15 protein-coding genes are annotated in these 19,013 nt (G+C 70.8%); 5 read left to right on the forward strand and 10 right to left on the reverse strand.

Annotated elements, in window-relative coordinates; all coding sequences use genetic code 11:
* From QNJ12_RS10455 to QNJ12_RS10470, 4 genes are all read right to left on the reverse strand, one after another.
* The coding region (locus QNJ12_RS10455; RefSeq protein WP_300622558.1) for a pyridoxamine 5'-phosphate oxidase family protein at nucleotides 1-260 on the reverse strand (260 nt) is incomplete at its 3' end.
* Between the two features lie 39 nt (nucleotides 261-299).
* A complete protein-coding gene (locus tag QNJ12_RS10460) occupies nucleotides 300-1,322 on the reverse strand; it encodes a 2-oxoacid:ferredoxin oxidoreductase subunit beta (RefSeq protein ID WP_300622560.1) in 1,023 nt (340 codons plus the stop codon).
* Entirely contained in the window at nucleotides 1,319-3,190 is a 1,872-nt protein-coding gene (locus tag QNJ12_RS10465) for a 2-oxoacid:acceptor oxidoreductase subunit alpha (protein WP_300622562.1), read from the reverse strand. Before QNJ12_RS10465 ends, QNJ12_RS10460 begins: the two co-directional genes overlap by 4 nt.
* A 131-nt stretch (nucleotides 3,191-3,321) precedes the next feature.
* Complete coding sequence (locus QNJ12_RS10470) at nucleotides 3,322-5,043, reverse strand: DNA polymerase (RefSeq protein ID WP_300622564.1); 1,722 nt, start codon at nucleotides 5,041-5,043, stop codon at nucleotides 3,322-3,324.
* A gap of 70 nt (nucleotides 5,044-5,113) precedes the next feature.
* Between QNJ12_RS10470 and QNJ12_RS10475 the strand changes: the two genes are divergently transcribed.
* The 4 genes from QNJ12_RS10475 to QNJ12_RS10490 all read left to right on the forward strand — a co-directional run bounded on the left by QNJ12_RS10475 (nucleotide 5,114) and on the right by QNJ12_RS10490 (nucleotide 12,903).
* Nucleotides 5,114-6,625 carry an ATP-dependent DNA ligase gene (locus QNJ12_RS10475; RefSeq protein WP_300622566.1) on the forward strand — a complete coding sequence of 504 codons (1,512 nt, stop codon included), beginning with the start codon at nucleotides 5,114-5,116 and terminating at the stop codon, nucleotides 6,623-6,625.
* A 138-nt stretch (nucleotides 6,626-6,763) separates the two neighbouring features.
* Entirely contained in the window at nucleotides 6,764-10,402 is a 3,639-nt protein-coding gene (locus tag QNJ12_RS10480; RefSeq protein ID WP_300622568.1) for a hypothetical protein, read from the forward strand.
* Nucleotides 10,403-10,416: 14 nt separating this feature from the next.
* Nucleotides 10,417-11,019 carry a thymidine kinase gene (locus tag QNJ12_RS10485; protein ID WP_300622570.1) on the forward strand — a complete coding sequence of 201 codons (603 nt, stop codon included), beginning with the start codon at nucleotides 10,417-10,419 and terminating at the stop codon, nucleotides 11,017-11,019.
* A gap of 312 nt (nucleotides 11,020-11,331) precedes the next feature.
* Nucleotides 11,332-12,903, forward strand: coding sequence for a hypothetical protein (locus QNJ12_RS10490; protein WP_300622572.1), 1,572 nt, complete (start codon nucleotides 11,332-11,334; stop codon nucleotides 12,901-12,903).
* Between the two features lie 24 nt (nucleotides 12,904-12,927).
* Here QNJ12_RS10490 and QNJ12_RS10495 read toward each other — a convergent pair whose 3' ends face one another.
* Together QNJ12_RS10495 and QNJ12_RS10500 are read right to left on the reverse strand one after the other, a co-directional pair.
* Nucleotides 12,928-13,395, reverse strand: coding sequence for a hypothetical protein (locus QNJ12_RS10495; RefSeq protein WP_300622574.1), 468 nt, complete (start codon nucleotides 13,393-13,395; stop codon nucleotides 12,928-12,930).
* Between the two features lie 27 nt (nucleotides 13,396-13,422).
* The gene (locus QNJ12_RS10500) at nucleotides 13,423-14,703 is read right to left on the reverse strand and encodes a cytochrome P450 (protein WP_300622576.1); all 1,281 of its coding nucleotides are present in this window, start codon (nucleotides 14,701-14,703) and stop codon (nucleotides 13,423-13,425) included.
* Nucleotides 14,704-14,737: 34 nt separating this feature from the next.
* On the opposite strand from QNJ12_RS10500, the gene QNJ12_RS10505 reads away from it, so the two are divergent.
* Nucleotides 14,738-15,454, forward strand: coding sequence for a PIG-L deacetylase family protein (locus tag QNJ12_RS10505; protein ID WP_300622578.1), 717 nt, complete (start codon nucleotides 14,738-14,740; stop codon nucleotides 15,452-15,454).
* 98 nt (nucleotides 15,455-15,552) lie between these two features.
* On the opposite strand, the gene QNJ12_RS10510 is transcribed toward QNJ12_RS10505, so the two are convergent.
* From QNJ12_RS10510 to QNJ12_RS10525, 4 genes are all read right to left on the reverse strand, one after another.
* Nucleotides 15,553-15,915: a cupin domain-containing protein gene (locus tag QNJ12_RS10510; protein ID WP_300622580.1), complete on the reverse strand. Its 363-nt coding sequence runs from the start codon at nucleotides 15,913-15,915 to the stop codon at nucleotides 15,553-15,555.
* A 156-nt stretch (nucleotides 15,916-16,071) separates the two neighbouring features.
* On the reverse strand, nucleotides 16,072-17,247 hold the full coding sequence (locus QNJ12_RS10515) for a VWA domain-containing protein (RefSeq protein WP_300622582.1): 1,176 nt from the start codon (nucleotides 17,245-17,247) through the stop codon (nucleotides 16,072-16,074).
* Nucleotides 17,240-18,112 carry an AAA family ATPase gene (locus tag QNJ12_RS10520; RefSeq protein WP_367281773.1) on the reverse strand — a complete coding sequence of 291 codons (873 nt, stop codon included), beginning with the start codon at nucleotides 18,110-18,112 and terminating at the stop codon, nucleotides 17,240-17,242. The genes QNJ12_RS10515 and QNJ12_RS10520 overlap by 8 nt, the downstream gene beginning before the upstream one ends.
* A gap of 17 nt (nucleotides 18,113-18,129) precedes the next feature.
* The gene (locus QNJ12_RS10525) at nucleotides 18,130-19,011 is read right to left on the reverse strand and encodes an XdhC family protein (RefSeq protein WP_300622586.1); all 882 of its coding nucleotides are present in this window, start codon (nucleotides 19,009-19,011) and stop codon (nucleotides 18,130-18,132) included.
* Nucleotides 19,012-19,013 lie beyond the last annotated feature (2 nt).

Raw genomic sequence — 19,013 nt, forward strand, 5'->3', positions numbered from 1 at the left:
ATGTTCGGCTTGCCCTCGAACGCGCAGAACATGACCGTGATCCGCCCGTTCTGGCCGACGTGCGCGATCGTCTCGGCGCCGCTGCCGGTCAGGTCGAGGTAGGCCACCCGGTTGGCGCCGAGGAGCCGGAACGAGTCGTACCCCTTCGGCGACAGGTTGACGTGCCCGCCCTCCGACGGCGCGGTCGCGACGAAGAACACGTGCTGCGACTCGATGAAGTCGCGCATCGGGTCGGTGATGGTCTCGAAGGCTCGTCCCACGCGGTCACGGTACCGCGCGCCGGCCGGTGGATCGGCCGGTCAGTCGACCGTCCAGGTGCCGTTGCTGCGCAGCAGCGCACCCAGGTCACCCGGGCCCTTGGCATCGCTGGCGGCGACCAGCTGATCGCTGACCGACTGGGAGTATTCCGGCCGGCTGACCTCGCGGAACACGCCGAACGGCGTGGGGCTGTGGTCGTCGGTGTTCAACCGGGCGAGGGCGAACGCCAACGACGGGAACTCGTTGTGCTCGTCGTGCACGAGGATGTTCTCGATGCCCACGTCGGCGACCTCGACGATCCGCAGGAAGCCGTCGGAGCCCATCATCACGCCGCGCTGCTGGTCGGTGCCGAACAGCACCGGCTCGCCGTGCACGAGGTCGATCATCATCTCGTCGCGCTGGTTCTTCTTCGTGATGTCGTTGAACTGGCCGTCGTTGAACACGTTGCAGTTCTGGTAGATCTCGACGAACGAGGCGCCGCGGTGGTCGTGGGCGGCCTTGAAGATCTCCATCATGTGCTTGCGGTCGAGGTCGTGGGTGCGGGCCACGAAGCTGGCCTCGGCGCCCATCGCGACCGACAGGGGGTTGAACGGCGGGTCGATCGACCCGAACGGCGTCGACTTGGTGACCTTGCCGAGCTCCGACGTCGGCGAGTACTGGCCCTTGGTCAGCCCGTAGATCCGGTTGTTGAACAGCAGGATCTTGAGGTTGACGTTGCGCCGCAGGGCGTGGATCAGGTGGTTGCCGCCGATCGAGAGGCCGTCGCCGTCGCCGGTGATCACCCAGACGTCGAGGTCGGGGCGGGCGACCGCCAAGCCGGTGGCGATCGCCGGGGCGCGGCCGTGGATCGAGTGCATCCCGTAGGTGTTCATGTAGTACGGGAAGCGGCTCGAGCACCCGATCCCGGAGATGAACACGGTCTTCTCCGGGGCGATGCCGAGGTCGGGCATGAGCTGCTGGACGGCCTGGAGGATGCCGTAGTCGCCGCAGCCGGGACACCAGCGGACCTCCTGGTCGCTGGTCCAGTCCTTCTTGGTGGTGAGGGTGACTGCCGTGTCGCTCACGCTGCCGCCTCCTCGATCGCATCTTCGATCTCTTGGGTCCGGAACGGGAGCCCGGCCACCTTGCTCACCGAGCGGGCGTCGACCAGGTACTTGCCGCGAACCAGTTGGCAGAGCTGGCCCTTGTTCAGCTCGGGAACCAGCACCGTGTCGTACCGGCGCAGCTTCTCGCCGAGGTCGTTCGGGAGGGGGTTGAGGTGCTCGAGGTGGATCCACGCGAGCTTGCGGCCCTTGCGCCGTTGTCGTTCGACGGCGGAGTGGATGGCGGCCCACGTCGACCCCCAGCCGAGGATGCACAGGTCGGCGTCCTCGTCGCCGGTGATCGTCAGATCGGGGTAGTCGTCGGCGATGCGATCGAGCTTCGCCTGTCGGAGGTCGCCCATCAGCTGATGGTTCTCGGGGGTGTAGTTGACGTTGCCGGTCCGGTCCTCCTTCTCCAACCCGCCGACGCGGTGCATCAGGCCCGGCGTGCCGGGGATCGCCCACGGACGGGCGAGCGTGTCGGGATCGCGCAGGTACGGCAGGAACACCGGGTTGCCCTCGTCGTCGGTGTCGTTGAAGTCGGTGGCGAAGGGCACGGAGATGTCGGGTAGGTCGGCGACCTTCGGGATCTGCCACGGCTCGGAGCCGTTGGCCAGGTAGCCGTCGGACAGGAGGATCACCGGAGTCCGATACTTGAGGGCGATGCGGGCGGCCTCGATGGCGGCGTGGAAGCACTGGGCCGGCGAGTAGCTGGCGACGACCGGCAGCGGTGCCTCGCCGTGGCGGCCGTAGAGCGCCATGTTCAGGTCCGCGGCCTCGGTCTTGGTCGGCAGGCCGGTCGACGGGCCGCCACGCTGGATGTCGATCACCAGCAGCGGCAGCTCGATCGAGACCGCCAGCGAGATCGTCTCGCTCTTCAGCGCGACACCGGGCCCGCTCGTGGTGGTGACCCCGAGATGGCCGGCGAACGCGGCGCCGAGCGCCATGCCGACCGCTGCGATCTCGTCCTCGGCCTGGACCGTGCGGATGCCGAAGTGCTTGTGCTTCGAGAGCTCGTGCAGGATGTCGCTGGCCGGTGTGATCGGGTACGAACCGAGCGTGACCGGCAGCTGGCTGAGCTGCCCGGCGGCGACGAGGCCCCACGCGAGCGCCGTGTTGCCCGTGATGCTCGTGTACTCACCCGCCGGCAACTTCGCGGGCTTCACCTCGTAGCGGTAACCGACCTGCTCGGTCGTCTCGCCGAAGTGGAAGCCGGCCTTGAACGCGGCGCTGTTGGCCGCCGCGACCTTCTCACGCGATGCGAACTTCTTGTGGATCCACTCGATGGTCGGTTCGGTCGGTCGGGTGTACATGAACGACACGAGCCCGAGCGCGAAGAAGTTCTTCGACCGTTCGGCGTCGCGCGGCTTCACGCCGAGCGGCTCGCACGCTTCCTTCGTCATCGACGACATCGGCACCTTGATCACCCGGTAGCCGGCGACGGTGCCGTCGTCGAGCGGGTTGGCGTCGTACTCGGCCTTCTCGAGGTTGCGCTCGTCGAAGGCGTCCTCGTTGACGATCAGCGTGCCGCCGGCCTCGAGGCGGGGCAGATCGGCCTTCAGCGCGGCCGGATTCATCGCCACCAGCACGTTCGGCTCGTCGCCGGGTGTCGTGATGTCGTGATCGGCGAGGTGGACCTGGAAGCTCGACACGCCGTTGACCGTGCCGGCCGGGGCCCGGATCTCGGCCGGGAAGTCGGGGAGGGTCGAGAGGTCGTTGCCGAACGAGGCGCTCACCGACGTGAACCGGTCGCCCGTGAGCTGCATCCCATCGCCGGAGTCGCCGGCGAACCGAACCACGAGTCGGTCGAGGACGGAAGCGTCCTCGGACCGTTCGATCGTGTCCGTCATGTTGTCGTTCCCCCTTGCCCGGCGCCGTTGCCGGGTGGTCGCTGCTGCCTTCACCCTACTCCCGCAGTCCAGCGAGCCGGCATCTCCTGCTGCGACGTGCTCACCCCTCCGTAGGTCACCTCCGGGCGGGCTCACCCCTTGGCATCGGACCATCGCTCGATCACGCTCACGTCGGCGACGAAGCGCACGTCGGGGTGGGGCGACCACCGGTGGGCGGCTTCGGCCAACGCGTCCGACACGACACCGGTCACCCGTTCGGCGGCGTCGGCGGGTGCGTGGACGAGGAGCTCGTCGTGGAGGCACAGCACGACGCGTGCACCGTGCTCGGCACCGCGAGCCCGGACGAGGATCGCCCACACCTTGAAGAACTCGGCGGCCGCACCCTGGATCGTGGCGTTGCGGGCGTAGCGGCCCCGCGACGCCGCCACGCGGCGCGCCCGGTCGATGTCGCCGTCGATCGAGTCGTCGACCCACATCCGCACCCGCCGGCCGCCGACGGTGTAGACGTCGTCGCCGGCCCGCCCCGCTTCGGCGGCCCGCTCGAGGAAGCCCATCGCCACCGGATAGTTGCGCTCCAGCCCGCGCAGGGCATGGGCCGACTCGCCGGTCGTCGACCCGTACATCGCGCCCAGCACGGCGACCTTCGCGACGTCGCGTTCGACGCGGAGGCGATCGGCGACCGGCCGGTACAGATCGGCGCTCGCCGTGGCGGCGATCAGCGACTCGTCCCCCGACACCGCAGCCAGGACCCGTGGCTCGATCTGCCCGAGGTCGGCGCGTACGAAGACGTGGCCGGGCTCGGCGGCCACCGCAGGGCGCATCTCGGCGGGGAGGTTGTGCAGCCCCGCCGAGGCGGTCATCCGGCCGGCGGCACCGTCGGAGCCGCTCCACTCGCCCCGCAGGCGACCGTCCCGCACGTGCTCGTCGAGCCAGCGGTAGCCGTAGGTGGTGGCGATCCGCTCGGCCTTGCGCCAGTGCAGGAGCGCCTCGACGACCGGATGGTCGCCGCGGTGGCGTTCGAGCCGCCACGCCCGGGTGTCGGGGACGTCGACGGCGACCCGGCGGAGCATCGCCTTGACGTCGGATGGGTTCCTGAGGTCGACCGGTGGGCCTGGCCCGAGGTGACCGAGCACGGTGGCGTCGCGGCGTCGGCGATCGATCTCGGCCTGGGCCTCGTCGGCGGGTCGCGGCCCGACGGCGTCGCCGATGATGCGGAGCGCCTCGTCGGTGTCGATCGGCAGCCCGGCGACCGACAGCTCGGCGCACAGCAGCTCGGCGGCCGACTCCGACCGGGCGGTGCTGTGCGCACGAGCCGGGTCGGGCCGACGGTCGAGGAGCGCCCGCTGACGCTCGACCGCGCGGAGCGAGACGGCGGCCCACGTGGCCATCCGTCCGGTCCCGGCGGCCCATCCCCCGCTGATCCACTCGGGGCGGAGGTGGCCGTCCGGCCGGACCGGGTCCTCGGGGTCGCCACCCTCGTCCCCTCGGTCGGCGAGCAGATCGAGCTGTCCCATCGTCGGGAGTGAGTCGGTCGGGAGGTCGTGCAGCCACGCCCAGGCAACGGCGAGCGGCGTCCGCCAGCCGCCGTCGAGCAGACGGTGCGCGGTGGTCACGTCCCAGCACCGGTTGACCATGACGTCGTGGGCGGCGAGCAGGTCGGGCACCGTGCGGTCCCACCAGATCCACCTCGGCGCGATCGCAACCTCGATCTCGCCGATGAGTACGGCCGGATCGTCGCACGCAAGGGCCATCACCGGGCCGGCTGGGATCGCCAGACCGAGGCCGGTCGGAGCTGCTGCGGCGACGGCGAGGTCGTCGCCGGGACCCACGCCGTGCTCCCGCAGCCACGTCACCGCCTCGATCGCGCCACCTCCATTCCGTCGAGTCTCGCGCCGCGCCGCTATCGGGGTGCACACTGGTGCCGTGCTGTTCGAGACGCTCGCGATCACCTCGAGCCAGGTGGCCGCCACGTCGAAACGGGGCGAGAAGGTCGCGTTGCTGGCCGAGCTGTTCCGCTCGATGTCCCCCGCTGAGATCGAGGCGGCGGCGTCCTTCGCCGTCGGGTCGACTCGATTGGGTCGGATCGGCGTCGGGTGGGCGACGATCGGCGACGTCGCGCCCCCTGCGGCTGCCGACGCCTCGCTGTCCATCGACGACGTCGACCGGGCCGTCGTCGAGCTGGCTGGGATCGAGGGGCCCGGATCGGTTGCCCGGCGCCGCGAGCTGCTGCACCGGTTGCTCGAGCAGGCCACCGAGCCCGAGCAGACGATGATCCGTGCGATCGTCGGTGGCGAGCTGCGTCAGGGTGCGCTCGACGGCGTGCTCGCCGCAGCCGTCGCCAGGGCGGCGGGCGTCAAGGTCGGTGACGTGCAGCGCGCTGCGATGTTCTCGGGCTCGCTCGCGGTCGCGGCTCGCGTCGCCCTGGTCGAAGGGGCGCCCGGGCTGTCGGCGATCGAGCTCGTGCCGGCGCAGCCGGTCCAGCCGATGCTCGCATCGCCGGCCACCGACGTCGGCGACGCGATCGCGTCGACGGGCGAGGCATCGGTCGAGTGGAAGCTCGACGGCGCCCGCATCCAGGCCCACCGCGCCGGAGCTGACGTGCGGTTGTTCACCCGCAACCTCAACGACGTGACCGGCAGGCTCGGCGGCGTGGTCGACGTGGTCCGGTCGCTGCCCGGCGGCGACCTCGTGCTCGACGGCGAGGTGCTCGGCGTCGACGAGTCCGGTGCCCCGAGCCGGTTCCAGGACACGATGGGCGACTTCGGTGCCGACGCTCGTGGCGGCGGGTTGCAGGCGTTCTTCTTCGACGTGCTGCACGCCGGGGAACCGGTCGTTGGTGAGCCACTCGCCGTTCGTCGGCAGGTGCTCGAGGCGACGGTCCCGGCATCGAGCCGGCTGCCGGCGATCGTCACCGCGGACGCGGGGCGGGCGCAGGCGTTCATGGACGAGGCGATTGCAGCAGGCCACGAGGGCGTGATGGTGAAGGGCCTCGACACGGTGTACGACGCCGGACGCCGAGGTGGCGCATGGCGCAAGGTGAAGCCGGTCTACACGTTCGATCTGGTCGTGCTGGCCGTCGAGTGGGGTCACGGCCGTCGGCAGGGCTGGCTGTCGAACCTGCACCTCGGCGCCCGCGGCGACGGCGGCGCGTTCGTGATGGTCGGCAAGACGTTCAAGGGGCTGACCGACGAGATGTTGCGGTGGCAGACGGAACGATTCCTCGGGTTGCAGATCGGCGAGGGCACGGGGCGTGAACGCCACGTTGTCCACGTGCGTCCCGAGCAGGTGGTCGAGATCGCCGTGGACGGCGTCCAGGCCTCGACGCGGTACCCGGGCGGCGTCGCGTTGCGGTTCGCACGGGTCAAGCGATATCGGGACGACAAGGCCGCGTCCGAGGCCGACACCATCGAACAGGTGCAGGGGCTGCTCCGGTAGGCTTCGCCCATCGGTTCGTGGCGGGCTTCGTACCGTCGGGCCCGCCGGATCATCCGGCCGTGCAGTGACGACGTCACCGGGTGTGAGAGGCAGAGATGGGTCAATTGGTGCGGTGGGCAGGTCGCTTGATCGGGTTCGATGAGTGACGGCGACGCGCCCCGGCTGCCGCCCCCGGGGCTGACACCGCCCCCGGCCGAGCAACTCCCGCTCGACTTGGACGCGGCCGCCCCCTCGCTGCCCGATCCCACGGCCGCCGGCTCGCGCTGGGACATCGACTCGCTGGGCCTGCCGCTCCCCACGTCGGATTGGGAGCCCTACGAACAGCCGACGCCGATCGACGTCAGCAGGTCCGCGTGGGCGATGGTCGCGGCGCGTGCGCTGACGATCGCCTGGGCGGTCACGGTCACGGTGGTGGCGCTCGTCGCTCGATCCGACGGCGGCAGCGGCACCCAGGATCGCGAGTCGTTCGGGCGACTGGGCTGGATCGGCCTCGTCATCGCGATGGTGCTCGCCGGAGCCGGCTGGTGGTGGTCGGACCGCGTCACCCGCAACGTCCACCTGCTCGATGCGCGCAAGCCGACCCGCACGCGCTGCGTCACCGCCTGGGTGTCGCCGCTCTTCTGGGCCGGGATCCTCGCGGTGGTCGTCATCCGGATACCGCCGGGCGAGAACATCGACATCCGGCCGGCCATGTTCGTCACCATCTTCGGTCTCGCGCTCTGGCGGCCGTACTCGCTCGTCCGGAGGATCCTGACGTCGCTGATCCGCATCAGGTCCGATGCCCTCATCGGCGGCGCGTTCGTGCTCGATCTCGCCGGGTTCGGTCTGCTGTGGTGGCGGATCGGATCGTGGCCGACGAATCCGACGCCCGGTGACACGAGCGCCGCCGAGCTGATGATCGGGTTGGCGGCGGCCGCCGCGGTCGCGTTCGGGGGAGCCATCGCCGTCTGGCTCCTGCTCGTCCGTGACATCGATCAGGCCACGAAGCATCGTCTGGTCGCACTCGAGACGCGTCACGATCATCGCCAGCTCCGCCTGCGCGGCATCGATCCGATGGATCCCGAGGTTCGCTGGGCGCTGCTCAAGATCCACCGGGAACGCGACGAGGCCCGGGCGGCCCGGGAGGAGCTCGCCGAGACCGAGTCGGAAGTGGGGGTCGCCGAGCCGGAGCCCGCCGCGTCCCGGCTCGAGACGACGTTGACCGAGCTGGGGTCGGCGACGCCAGACGCGATGCCGACACCGTCCGAGCTGGAGTCGGCGGTGCCCGGTGCGGAGACGACCTTGTCCGAGCTGCAGTCGGCCTTGGCCGAGTCGGCACCGACGGTGCCGGTACCGGATCACGACGTGCGTGCCGCCGAGATCGCCTGGCCACCGGAGCCACCCGACGTCGCGGGGCAGGCCGCGGACGAGCCGAGCCGAGACGCCGAACCGCCCGAACCGGCGCCGGTGGGAGCGGGCCAGGCAGGTGTCACGTTCCGCGAACCGCCTCCCGGCGTCGACGTCGTCGAACCGGCCGACCCCGACGCCGCCTCGGTGGACGGCGGCCCGGCCGACGACGAGGCCGACGACGAGCCAGGTCAGGTGGCCGCACGGGTCGCCGCCCGTCTCGGCTCCGAGGCGGCGCAGGTCCTCGACGCGGGCGATGGATCGCCGGGCGACGCCGACACGGCCGACGCCGACACGGCCGACGCCGAGCCCGTCGTGCTCGACGTCGTGCACGTCGTGCCGTCGACCGCCGACGTCGACGCGAGTGCCGGGCGCGCCCGCCTGGTCGCTGCCGTGGGCGGGTTGATCGACTTCGCCGGGCCGGACGGGCGCACCCTGACCAGCGCCGGCAACCTGAAGCTGGCGGACGCCAGGCGACTCGTCCGACTCCTCGAGATCGAGGATCTCGACGACACGGCGTCGACCGGTCGATGGCCGTCGGTGAGGTCGAGCCGTCAACTGCGCTGGTTGTCGCTGGTCGTCGATGTCGCCAGTGCTGCCCGAGCGGTCGAGCGCACCGACAGGAAGCTCGTGTCTGTCCGGCAGTGGTCGGACCGCTCGCTGCCTGATCGTGCGTCGTCGCTGATCGAGGCGCTCATGACGATGGGCCCGGCGTCGTCGCAGGCCGGGGTCGGTTGGCCGCATGCCGACGTGCGTCGCGCCCTCGACGAATCCATCGGCGCGCTCCTCGCCGACGTGCTGGAGCCGGGAACCGAGCGCCGCGTCGACGACGTCGTCGTGTCCGCACGGTCGATCGTCGATGCACGGCTGCCTCTGGATCGCGAGCAGTTCGGTGCTGCGCAGTGGGACGACCTCGTCGAGCGCGAGGCGAGGCAGCTGGTCGCCGTGCTCGACTTCGCCGGCCTCGTCGAACTCGGCGATGAGGCCGCCGACCGGGATCGCACGCTCCGACTCTCGCCCCTCGGCCGCCACACCATGCCGGATCGCGTCCGGGCGGCCGGCTACCTGTTCGTCACACGGGAGATGCCCGCCGTCGAGCCGGTCGACACCGACGTGGCGTCGGTCGAACCGGCTGCACCGGTCGCACCCGAGTCGGCGTCGGTCGAGTCCGGTGTGCCCGTCGAGGCCGAACCCGAACCCGAACCCGAACCCGAGCCGGAACCGGAACCGGCCGAGCCCGAACCGGAACCGGCTGAGCCCGAACCGGAACCAGAACCGGTCGAGCCGGAACCGGAACCAGAACCGGTCGAGCCGGAACGGGAACCGGCCGAGCCAGAGCCAGAGACCGTCGGACTCGGTGAGCGGTTGCAGGCGAGTCTGTCGAGCCGCGACTCGGACGATGCGACGTCGAGCGAGGACGCCATCGCGGATCGCCTCGCCAGTCGCCTGGGCTCGGACGAGGCGCCCGTCGACGAGGATCGCCCGCTCGAGCGGCTCGCCGAACGCCTCGGCGATGCCGACGAACCAGCCGAGGAGGCATCGCTGCTCAGCCGGCTCGCCGAATACGGCATCAGTGCCGAGACGCACGCCTACGACCCATCGACGATCGCCCATGTCCGGTCCGGCAACCGCGAAGGAGGGGAGCTGCTCGTCACGCCCCGGTTGTACGGGCTCGAATCCGTCCGGTACCTCCTCCTGCTCGCGCTGACGGCGACGGCGGCGACTGCAGCCTGGATCCTCAGCCGATCCGTCGGCGTCAGCGGCGATCTCGTCGGTGGCGACATCAACGACGTCGACGTCGACCGCATCGACCTCGCTCGCCGGACGATGGTGGCGGTGGCCGGCGTCGCCCTCGCGCTCGTACCGCTGTGGTGCGCGATGGTCGCGGTGAAGGCGCGACGGGCCGGCGCGCCCGAGACCTACTACCAACGCAGCCTCGTGCTGTTCGGACTCGCCGCCGCCCTGAACGTCGCCTCGCTGCTGCTCGACGGCTCGACTCGCTCGACGATCAGCCTGCTGTCGCTGCTCGGCCTCGTCGTGATCGTCGCCGTGTCGACGGCCTCGGTCACGCCGGTGCTGCGATGGTACGAGCGCAGCACGGTGTCGCTCACGATCTGGTCGTTGGGGCTCGCCGTGATGCTGGCGCTGTCGTGGATCGGCGGGTTGCAGCGGCCGATCGGGCCCAGCGCCTCACTCGAGGCCCTGAGCTTCTTCGCCGCGTTGCAGGCGATCGTCACCGGCATCGTGGTGGTGGTGGCCGCGCTCACCACGGCGGACGTGGAGGAAGCGATCCGGTTGTCGCCCGAGCTCGCCGAGCCGCTTCGCCGACGCCGCCGACGTGGCCGGACGAACGGCCGCCGGTCCGACGCGTCCGACACACCCGCCGGGTAGCGTCGCCGGGCGACATGGCGACACTGCGGTTCAGCTTCGGCACGATGGGTTCCGGCAAGAGCACCCTTGCGCTGCAGATCCACCACAATCTGGCGTCGACCCACCTGTACGGGTTGTTGCTCACGCGGCTCGATCGCGAAGGCGAGCAGGTCACGAGCCGACTCGGCGTGGCAGCGCCGGCTGTCCAGGTCGAGCCCGACCTCGACATCCATGCGCTGGCCGTCGACCACTGGCCGCTGCACTACCTCGTGTGCGACGAGGTGCAGTTCTACACCGTCGAGCAATGCGACCAGCTGGCCCGCGTCGTCGACGACATGGAGGTCGACGTGTACGCGTTCGGGCTCATCACCGACTTCCGAGGTCAGCTGTTCGACGGCACGAAGCGGATGCTCGAGATCGCCGACGAACGCGTGCCGCTGCAGGTCGAGGCGCGCTGTTGGTGCGGGTCCCGAGCGACGCACAACGCCCGCGTCGTCAACGACATGGTGGTCTACGAGGGCGAGACCGTGGTCGTCGGTGACACGGCCGATCCGTCCGAGCAGAAGATCTTCGGCGACACCGTCCGGTACGAACTGCTCTGCCGGCGTCACTACAACCTCGGCGAGCTGGGCGCCTGACCGGCTGCGACACCAGCTGCGACAACAGGGCCGCCGCCCGGCGCGGCGCGTTCGAACGTCGAGCGCGGGCCTCGACCTAACATGTCGCCCGTGGCGGACGAATCGAACGTGGGGGCTCCGACCGACGGCGACGCGCCGTACCTGCCTCCAGCGCCGACACCGACCCTCCCCGACGGGCCGGATCAACCGCGTCTGCCCGATGCCGCCCCCGCCGTCCCACCTCCGCCACCACCGACACCAACGCCGACACCACCAGCAACATCACCGCCGACATCACCAACGACACCAGCGCCGGCACCTGCCGGGCAGGGCGTGCCGCTGCGAGCGCCGACCGGGATCGAGGCCGCCACGCGAAACGTGCAGGTCACCCGACCGAAGGTCGACTACGGCATCCCGACGGCCCCGGCCGATCGCGAGCGCCCCGAGTTCGTGCGACCCGAGCTGCTCGATCTCAGGCAACCGATGGTCGTCATGCTCGTCGGGCGCGTGCTGATGATCGTCGCTGCGCTGCTGATCGGCGTGGTCGCCCGGCGCGCCACCGGCGGGCCCGAGCGTGCCGAGGCGTTCTGGCCGGTCGTGTTCTCTGCGGCGGTGTTCGTGGTCGTCGGCGTCGGCGCACTGGTGTACTGGACGGTCGCGTTGGCAGAGAACGCCCAGCGGCTCAAGTCGCGAGCGACGAGCCCGCGGTCGGTGGGTTGGTCGTGGGCGATCCCGATCGGATGGGCAGCAGCGTCGGCGGTGACGTACCTGCAGATCGACGTCGACGGCGATCTCGACCCGCTCCCGGGCGTCGCAGGCGTCGGTCTCCTCATCGCACTGGCGATCCCGTACGCGCGGCTCCAGGGCGTCTTCCGCGGTCTGTTGCGCAAGCCTCCGTTGCTGTGGGTCACCGCGTACCCGCTCGATCTCCTCGCCTTCGGACTGCTCTGGTGGCGGCTCACCAGCTGGCCCGACCCGCTGACGCGCGGCGACTGGGACCACACCGAGCTGACGTCGAACATCGCGTTCGGTGCGATGGGGATCCTCATCGTCAACGGTCTCGTGTTCGCCTGGTTGGGCGAGCGCGGCACGCACGGGGTGTTCGAACGTCTGGGTCGTCTCGAGGCCCGCTCCCGCGGCACCGACGACCTGCGTCCAGAATGGTTCGCGAGCGGGTTGCAGAGGAGCCCGGCCGCGGCGCCCGCCGACCTGCGCCCGCTCCGCAACACCCGGCCGCTCACCGGCGTCGTCAGCCTGTTCCACGTGCTCTGGGGTGTGAGCCTCGTCGCGCTCGGCATCGCGCTCGTCCGGCTGGCGTTCGACTACACCGACGTCTGGACCGGCGAGAACGTCTTCCTCGAGGACGAGGAGGACGTCGGCCGCGTGGCGATCGCCGGCGGAGCCGTCGCGGTGACCTACGTGCTGACGATCATCGTGCACGCCGTCTGGGCCGTGCTCATCGCACTCAACGCCCGTCGCGTCACCGTGCACGCACCGAATCCGGCCTCGTTCGGCATCATCTTCGTGCCCATGCCGGTGCTGGTCCTCGTCGGTCTGGTCCTCGGCGGCGACGTGGGGTACGTCCTCGTGTTGCTCGGCTTCGCCCTGGCCTTCCTCGCCCTGCTGTACAGCAACCGCATGCTGATGACGCTCTCGTCGCGCCTCGGCGGCGCGTTGACCGGCTTCAGTCGGTGGACCCTCGTCATCACCGCGGCCTACATGGTCGGGCTGGTCGAGAACTTCCTGTTCCGCCGCGCGGTGGCCCGGCTCGGGTTCTTCGCGACCGCGACGTTGGTCGAAGGGGTGCTGATCGTCATCGGCGGCGTGGTCGGGTTCAAGGCGATGACGGCGCTCGAGGAGACGCTGCACCGGCACCGCCAGACGCGCCGCGCCGAGCCGACCTGACTCAGCTGATCCGAGCCGCCTCGCTCAACCCAGGCGTTCTGCCTCGAGGCACACGCGGATCATCGCTGCTCCGAGCATGATCCCGCCGATCCGACCGAGGAACTGCACGAAGTCGCCGACGCCGTCTGGATTGCGGAACAGCAGGCCGACGATGCCGAGCACCGCCAGGCCGATGATCATGTAGCCGAGACCGGCGACGATCCGGACGAGCTGGGCGAGCCAGATCTCGCGTCGATCGACCAGGTCGCGCACGAGCAGCGTGGCGGCGACGGCCGCGATCGCAGCGGGTACGGCGATGATGACGTTCTGCGGCAGCGTGGCGAACGAGACCTGCTCGACACGCTGTCCCCAGATGCCGTCCTCGAAGCTCGCCGTCGTGATCGCGAACGCCCGTCGTATCTGCCCGACGAGATACGTCAGGTACGCCAGCACGAACAACCACCCGGCGGTCGTGAGCGCCCGGGCCCAGCGGACCCGCTCGTCGTCGTTCACGGGAGGGCAGTCAGCGCTCGGCGACGGTCACCATGCGCAGGGCAGGCGCTTGATGCCGTTGATGAAGTTGCTCTGCAGGTAGTCGGGCTCGCCGGTGGCGCGTAGGTCGGGGAGACGCCGGCGGATCTCGTCGAAGGCCACCGTGATCTCGCGGCGCGCGAGGTTGGCGCCGAGACAGAAGTGCGGCCCGCCCGCACCGAAACCGACCTGGGTGGGGTTGACCGCGCGGGTGACGTCGAACTCGTCGGGTCGTTCGTAGACGCGCTCGTCGCGGTTGGCCGACTCGTAGAACATCACGATCTTGTCGCCCTCGTGCAGCTGCACGCCGCTCAGCTCGGTGTCGGCGGTGACGGTCCGTCGGAAGTGGATGACCGGCGTCGCCCAGCGGACGATCTCTTCGACGGCCGTCCGCGCATGGGTGTCGAAGTCGGCGAACCACAGGTCGCGCTGCTCGGGGTGGTCGGTGAGGGCCTTCAACCCGTGCGTGATCGCGTTGCGGGTCGTCTCGTTGCCCGCGACGACGAGGAGGATGAAGAACGAGCCGAACTCCTGGGCGGTGAGACGATCGCCGTCGAGCTCGGCGTGCATCAGCGCCGACGTGATGTCGTCGGTCGGGTTGGCCCGGCGGTCCTCGCCGAGCGCCTGCGCGTAGGCGAAGATCTCCAGCGCCGTCTGGAGCAGTGCCTCGTACGTGCCGCCGTACTCCGGGTCGCCGACGCCGAGGATCGTGTTGGTCCAGTCGAAGATCTGCTTGGTGTCGGTCTCGGGGATGCCCATCATCGAGCAGATGATCGCCAGCGGGAACGGACCGGCGAAGGCCTCGACGAAGTCGGCCCGGCGGTCGGGGTGCTCGGCGATCATGCGATCGACGAGGTTCGTGGCCGCCCGCTGGATCTGGCCCTCGAGCGCGCCGATGTGCTTCGGTGTGAAGCCCTTCGACACGATCGACCGCAGCCGGAAGTGCTTCGGATCGTCCATCGAGATCATCGACCCGAAGAACTCGCTCAGCTCGGTGTTGAGGTCGCCGATGTTGACGCCGCCCCGGCTCGAGCAGAACAGCTGGGCGTTGCGGCTCGCGTGCCAGATGTCGTCGTGGCGGGTCAGCGCGTAGTACCCGGGACCGGGCGGGATCGGCGAGTCCGCCAGCATCCGCTCGGGGTAGAAGGGCAGGCCGGGGGTGTCGCGCAGCTGCCGGAACGCCGTGCGCCTCGCCGCCCGGTCACCGGTCCAGAAGTCCATCACCGAGATGTCGGGCAGGCCGGCCGGAGGTTCCACGTCGGGGGTCGAGGTGAGGGGCACGTCGGACATGCGGCGATCGTAGGGCGGGCGTAGCCTGTCGACCGTGCTCAAACCTGACGAGATCGAACGTGCCCTGGTCATCACCGCCCACCCCGACGACGTCGATTTCGGCGCGGCCGGAACCGTCGCCAACCTGACCGATGCCGGCGCGGCGGTCACGTACTGCCTCGTGACCGACGGTGAGGCCGGTGGCTTCGACGAGACGATCTCGCGGCATCGCATGGCCGAGATCCGGCGCGAGGAGCAGACCAAGGCGGCCGCCGAGGTCGGCGTCACCGACCTCGTGTTCCTCGGGCACCCCGACGGGGCCGTCGAGTTCAACCTCGAGCTCCGGCACGAGCTCTCGCGCATGATCCGCCAGGTGCGACCGCAGGTGGTCATCACCCAGTCGCCGCAGATCAACATCGGCAGCGTGTACGGCAGCCACGCCGACCACGTCGCGACCGGCCAGGCAGCGTGGGCGGCCGTCTACCCCGATGCGCGGAACCCGTTCGCGTTCCCCGAGCTGCTCAGCTCGGGATGCGAGCCCTGGTCGGTCGACGAGATCTGGATCACGCTCGGACCCGACTCGGACCACACCGTCGACATCACGCAGCAGATCGACCGCAAGATCAAGGCGCTGCGCTGCCACCAGAGCCAGCACCGCGACCCCGACGGCATGGAGGCCAGGGTGCGCGAGTGGTACCGCTCGCTGGCGTCGGAGGGCGGTTTGCCCGAGGGCAGCTACGCCGAGCGCTTCAGGGTCGTCGACGCCCGGTAGGGCATCCACGCGTGGTTGCCCGGTAGGGCATCCGGGCGCCGTTCGTCGATGTCAGCGCCCCGAGCGAGGGGCTCGAACGGGCAACGACGTGACCAGGTTCAACCGCCCTTGGGCTCGGCTGCGGGATCGTCGGTGTGCAGGCTCTCGCCTGGCGTGTAGAACAACTCGACGAGGTCGACGGCGTCGACGTGGCGGTGCCATCGACCCTGCGGCACCACCACGAGCTGCCCGGCCCGGAGTGGCACCAGCTGATTGCCGTCGGGGTCGTGGACCTCGACCGTCACCGATCCTTCCAGCACGTGGAGGAGTTCGTCGGTGTCGGGATGCATCTCCCATGGCCCGGCGCCCTCGACCGAGGTGACCCGGAACACTCCGAGGTGCTGGTCGTTGAACGCTGCGAACGCGGTGAAGGCGAGCTCCTCGTCGGCCCGAGCGATCTCCGCGGGGGTGAATGACTCCATACCGCTCATCGTTGCAGAGCCGGACGGCGGTGCCCGGTGTCACTCACGTGTGCGTGGGGCTCCACCGCATGTGCCTCACGAGGCGAGTGGCTTCTTCGTCGCCTCGCTGTGCAGGCGACATCGTGCGCAGGAACGATGGGGTCGCTTCGCCCATCGCTACTCGGCGATGGCGGCGAGCACGTCGTCGAGCGCGGCGAGGGAGTGCCCGCTCGTGAAGACGTCGACGTGGGGGAGTGCTGCCGCCATCCCGCCGGCCAGGGGCTGGTAGCGGTCGCTCTGCTTGCGTGGGTTCACCCAGATGATCCGGTGAGCCATCCGCGACAACCGGGCCAACTGCTCGCCGAGCTCGGCCGGGTCATCGCTCTCCCAGCCGTCGCTCACGATGACGACGACGGCGCCTCGTGCCAGGCCCCGGCGACCCCACCGGTCGTTGAAGCTGGCGATCGCAGCGCCGATGCGCGTCCCACCCGACCAGTCCTCGATGTCGGCGTGGGCCGCTCGGAGGGCGCGCTCGGGGTCGGCGACGCGCATGTGGCGGGTCAGCCGGGTCAGTCGGGTCGAGAACACGAACGTCTCGGCCCGGAGCGCACGCACGGCGCCGTGCAGGAGATAGAGGTATGCGCGGGCGTACGCCTCCATCGACCCGGACACGTCGGCGATCAGCACGACGCGGCGCCGGCGGTCCGACTCCCGTCGCGTGACCAGTCGCGCCGGGTGGCCGCCGGTGCGGCGGGCACGGCGCAAGGTGCCACGCAGGTCGATCGCCTCACCGGCGCGGTGGCGGCGCCGTCGCCGGCTCGGTCGGCGCGGCTGCGCGAGCTCGAGCCGTGCGACGAGCCGGCGCAGGTCGCGGAGCTCGTCGGGGGTGCACGACGCGAAGTCACGGTGCCGGAGCACTTCGTCGGCGGCGGCGGGTGCGCCGACGGGGGTGGTCGGGTCGTCCTCGCTGACATCGGTGACGGCGTCGTCCGAGCGAGGAGCCGGCCGCGAGCGACCGCCGCCGAGGTCGATGCCGCTGTCACGGCGGTCCGCCAGCTCGGTTCCCGCGCTGAAGTCGTCGATGTCGGGCTGGTGCTGGTCGCCCCGGTCATCGGCGACGTCGGCGACGCCCCGGAACACCGACGTGAACACGCGGTCGTACGCCCGGATCTCGGCGACCGTGGAGGTGAGGGTGACGCGACCGAGCCAGTAGAGCTCGTCGGTCGTCACCGGTCTCGCGAGGCGCACGCTGCTGGCGAAGCGACCCGCCCGGTCGGGAGCCACCGCCACGCCCAGCGAGTGCAACCGGTCGGCCAGCCGGGCTGCGGCCGTCGCCAGATCGATCTCAGGCATCGGCGCCGACGAGCCAGCCGAGCGACCGTTGGCGAACGAGCTCCGCGTCTTCGCGGTACTTGAGCACGGAGCCGATCGTGAGCTCCGCGGCCTCGGCATCGAGCACGTCGAGGCCGAGCAGCCGGAGCGCGTTGACCCACTGGATCGCCTCGGCGATGCCCGGCGCCTTCTGCACGTCGAGCGTCCGGAGCCGTGCCACGGCTTCGGCGACGTGGCGGGCCATGGAGACGGCAGCGTCGGGCGCCCGGGTGCGGATGATCTCGGTCGCGCGGTCGGTCGACGGGTACTCGATCCAGTGGTACAGGCAGCGCCGCTTCAGCGCGTCGTGCAGGTCGCGGGTGCGATTGGACGTGAGGATCGCGATCGGCGGATTGACCGCGGTCTGCGTGCCCAGCTCGGGGATGGTGACCGCCGCATCGGCCAGCACCTCGAGCAGGAACGCCTCGAACTCGTCGTCGGCACGGTCGACCTCGTCGACGAGCAGCACGGCGGGGCGTGGTCCGGCGTGCCGCAGCGCGGCGAGGATCGGGCGTTCGACGAGGAACTCCTCGGTGAACATGTCGGCGTCGGCCAGCGCGTGACCACGGCTCTCGGCCAGCCTGATCGCGAGCAGCTGGCGCGTGTAGTTCCACTCGTAGAGCGCCTCGCCGGCGTCGATGCCCTCGTAGCACTGCAGGCGGAGCAACGGTGTGTTCAGCACCTCGGCGAGCGCCTTGGCGGCCTCGGTCTTGCCCACGCCCGCCTCGCCTTCGAGGAGGATCGGCTGCGGGAGCCGGGCGGCGCAGAAGAGGGCGGTCGAGAGGCCGTCATCGGCGAGGTAGCCGACGCCGGCCAGCTCGCGGCCGAGCGCCGCGACGTCCGGCAGGAGCTCGTCGAGGCCGCTCACGCCGGCTGGTACGCCTCGGGGTTCGACGCGAAGGCGCGCAGGCACCCGCTCCCGCAGAACCACACCCGCGTGCCCTCGTGGTCGAGGTGCAGCGAGGCGTCGACCATCGCGACCGACATGCCGCAGACGGGATCGAGGGCGTCACTGGTCGAGGCGTGCGATTCGGCCACCGATCGGCCCGACGGCCGGGGCCGGAGCGACACGATCTCGCCGAGGATCGACAGCGCGATCTCCTCGGGCGTCCGGGCGCCGATGTCGAGCCCGGCCGGCGAGTGGATCCGCGCGGACCGGGAGGAACACACGTCGAGGGCGCCGATCACCGCCTCGCCGCGCTTCTTGCTCGCCACCAGCCCGACGTAGGGCACCTCGCCGTCCAGCGCCGCCGTCAGCGCGGCCGCCTCGTCGCGGCCGTGGGTGGCCACGACGACGGCAGCCGCGTCCGCGACGACGTCGGTGTCGAGCGCGCTCGGCGCCACCGCGTGGAAGCCGACGTGGCCCGCCAGCCGAACGAGCGCCTCGGCCACGGGCGCCGTGCCGACCACGACCAGCGTCGGCGCCGGCAGCACCGGCTCGAGGAAGATCTCGAGCGTGCCGCCCGAGAGGCACGGGTTGTGCACGACGAGCTTGCCGGGCTGGTCCGCCTCGGGCTCGGGGGTGATGCGCAGCAGCAGCGAGTCGCCGCTGTCGAGCAGCGCGATGCCCTGGGCGCGCACCGTCGACTCGGCGCAGTCGCCGCCGACGAAGCCCTCGATCGTGCCGTCGGCCAGCACGATCGCCTCGGCACCGGGTTTGGCGCTGGTGGGGGCTTCGGCGAGCACGACCCGTGCGTGCACGTACGGCACCCGCGAGGCGCGGAGTTCGCGGGCGCGGTCGTCCATCG

It is taken from the genome of Ilumatobacter sp. (assembly GCF_030065885.1).
Classification (GTDB): Bacteria; Actinomycetota; Acidimicrobiia; order Acidimicrobiales; family Ilumatobacteraceae; genus Ilumatobacter.

Excerpts from the sequence above, each read along its gene's own strand:
- QNJ12_RS10465 (WP_300622562.1), bottom strand. The coding sequence starts at position 3,190 with ATGACGGACACGATCGAACGGTCCGAGGACGCTTCCGTCCTCGACCGA.
- QNJ12_RS10480 (WP_300622568.1), top strand. The coding sequence starts at position 6,764 with ATGAGTGACGGCGACGCGCCCCGGCTGCCGCCCCCGGGGCTGACACCG.
- QNJ12_RS10485 (WP_300622570.1), top strand. The coding sequence starts at position 10,417 with ATGGCGACACTGCGGTTCAGCTTCGGCACGATGGGTTCCGGCAAGAGC.
- QNJ12_RS10500 (WP_300622576.1), bottom strand. The coding sequence starts at position 14,703 with ATGTCCGACGTGCCCCTCACCTCGACCCCCGACGTGGAACCTCCGGCC.
- QNJ12_RS10510 (WP_300622580.1), bottom strand. The coding sequence starts at position 15,915 with ATGGAGTCATTCACCCCCGCGGAGATCGCTCGGGCCGACGAGGAGCTC.
- QNJ12_RS10515 (WP_300622582.1), bottom strand. The coding sequence starts at position 17,247 with ATGCCTGAGATCGATCTGGCGACGGCCGCAGCCCGGCTGGCCGACCGG.
- QNJ12_RS10525 (WP_300622586.1), bottom strand. The coding sequence starts at position 19,011 with ATGGACGACCGCGCCCGCGAACTCCGCGCCTCGCGGGTGCCGTACGTG.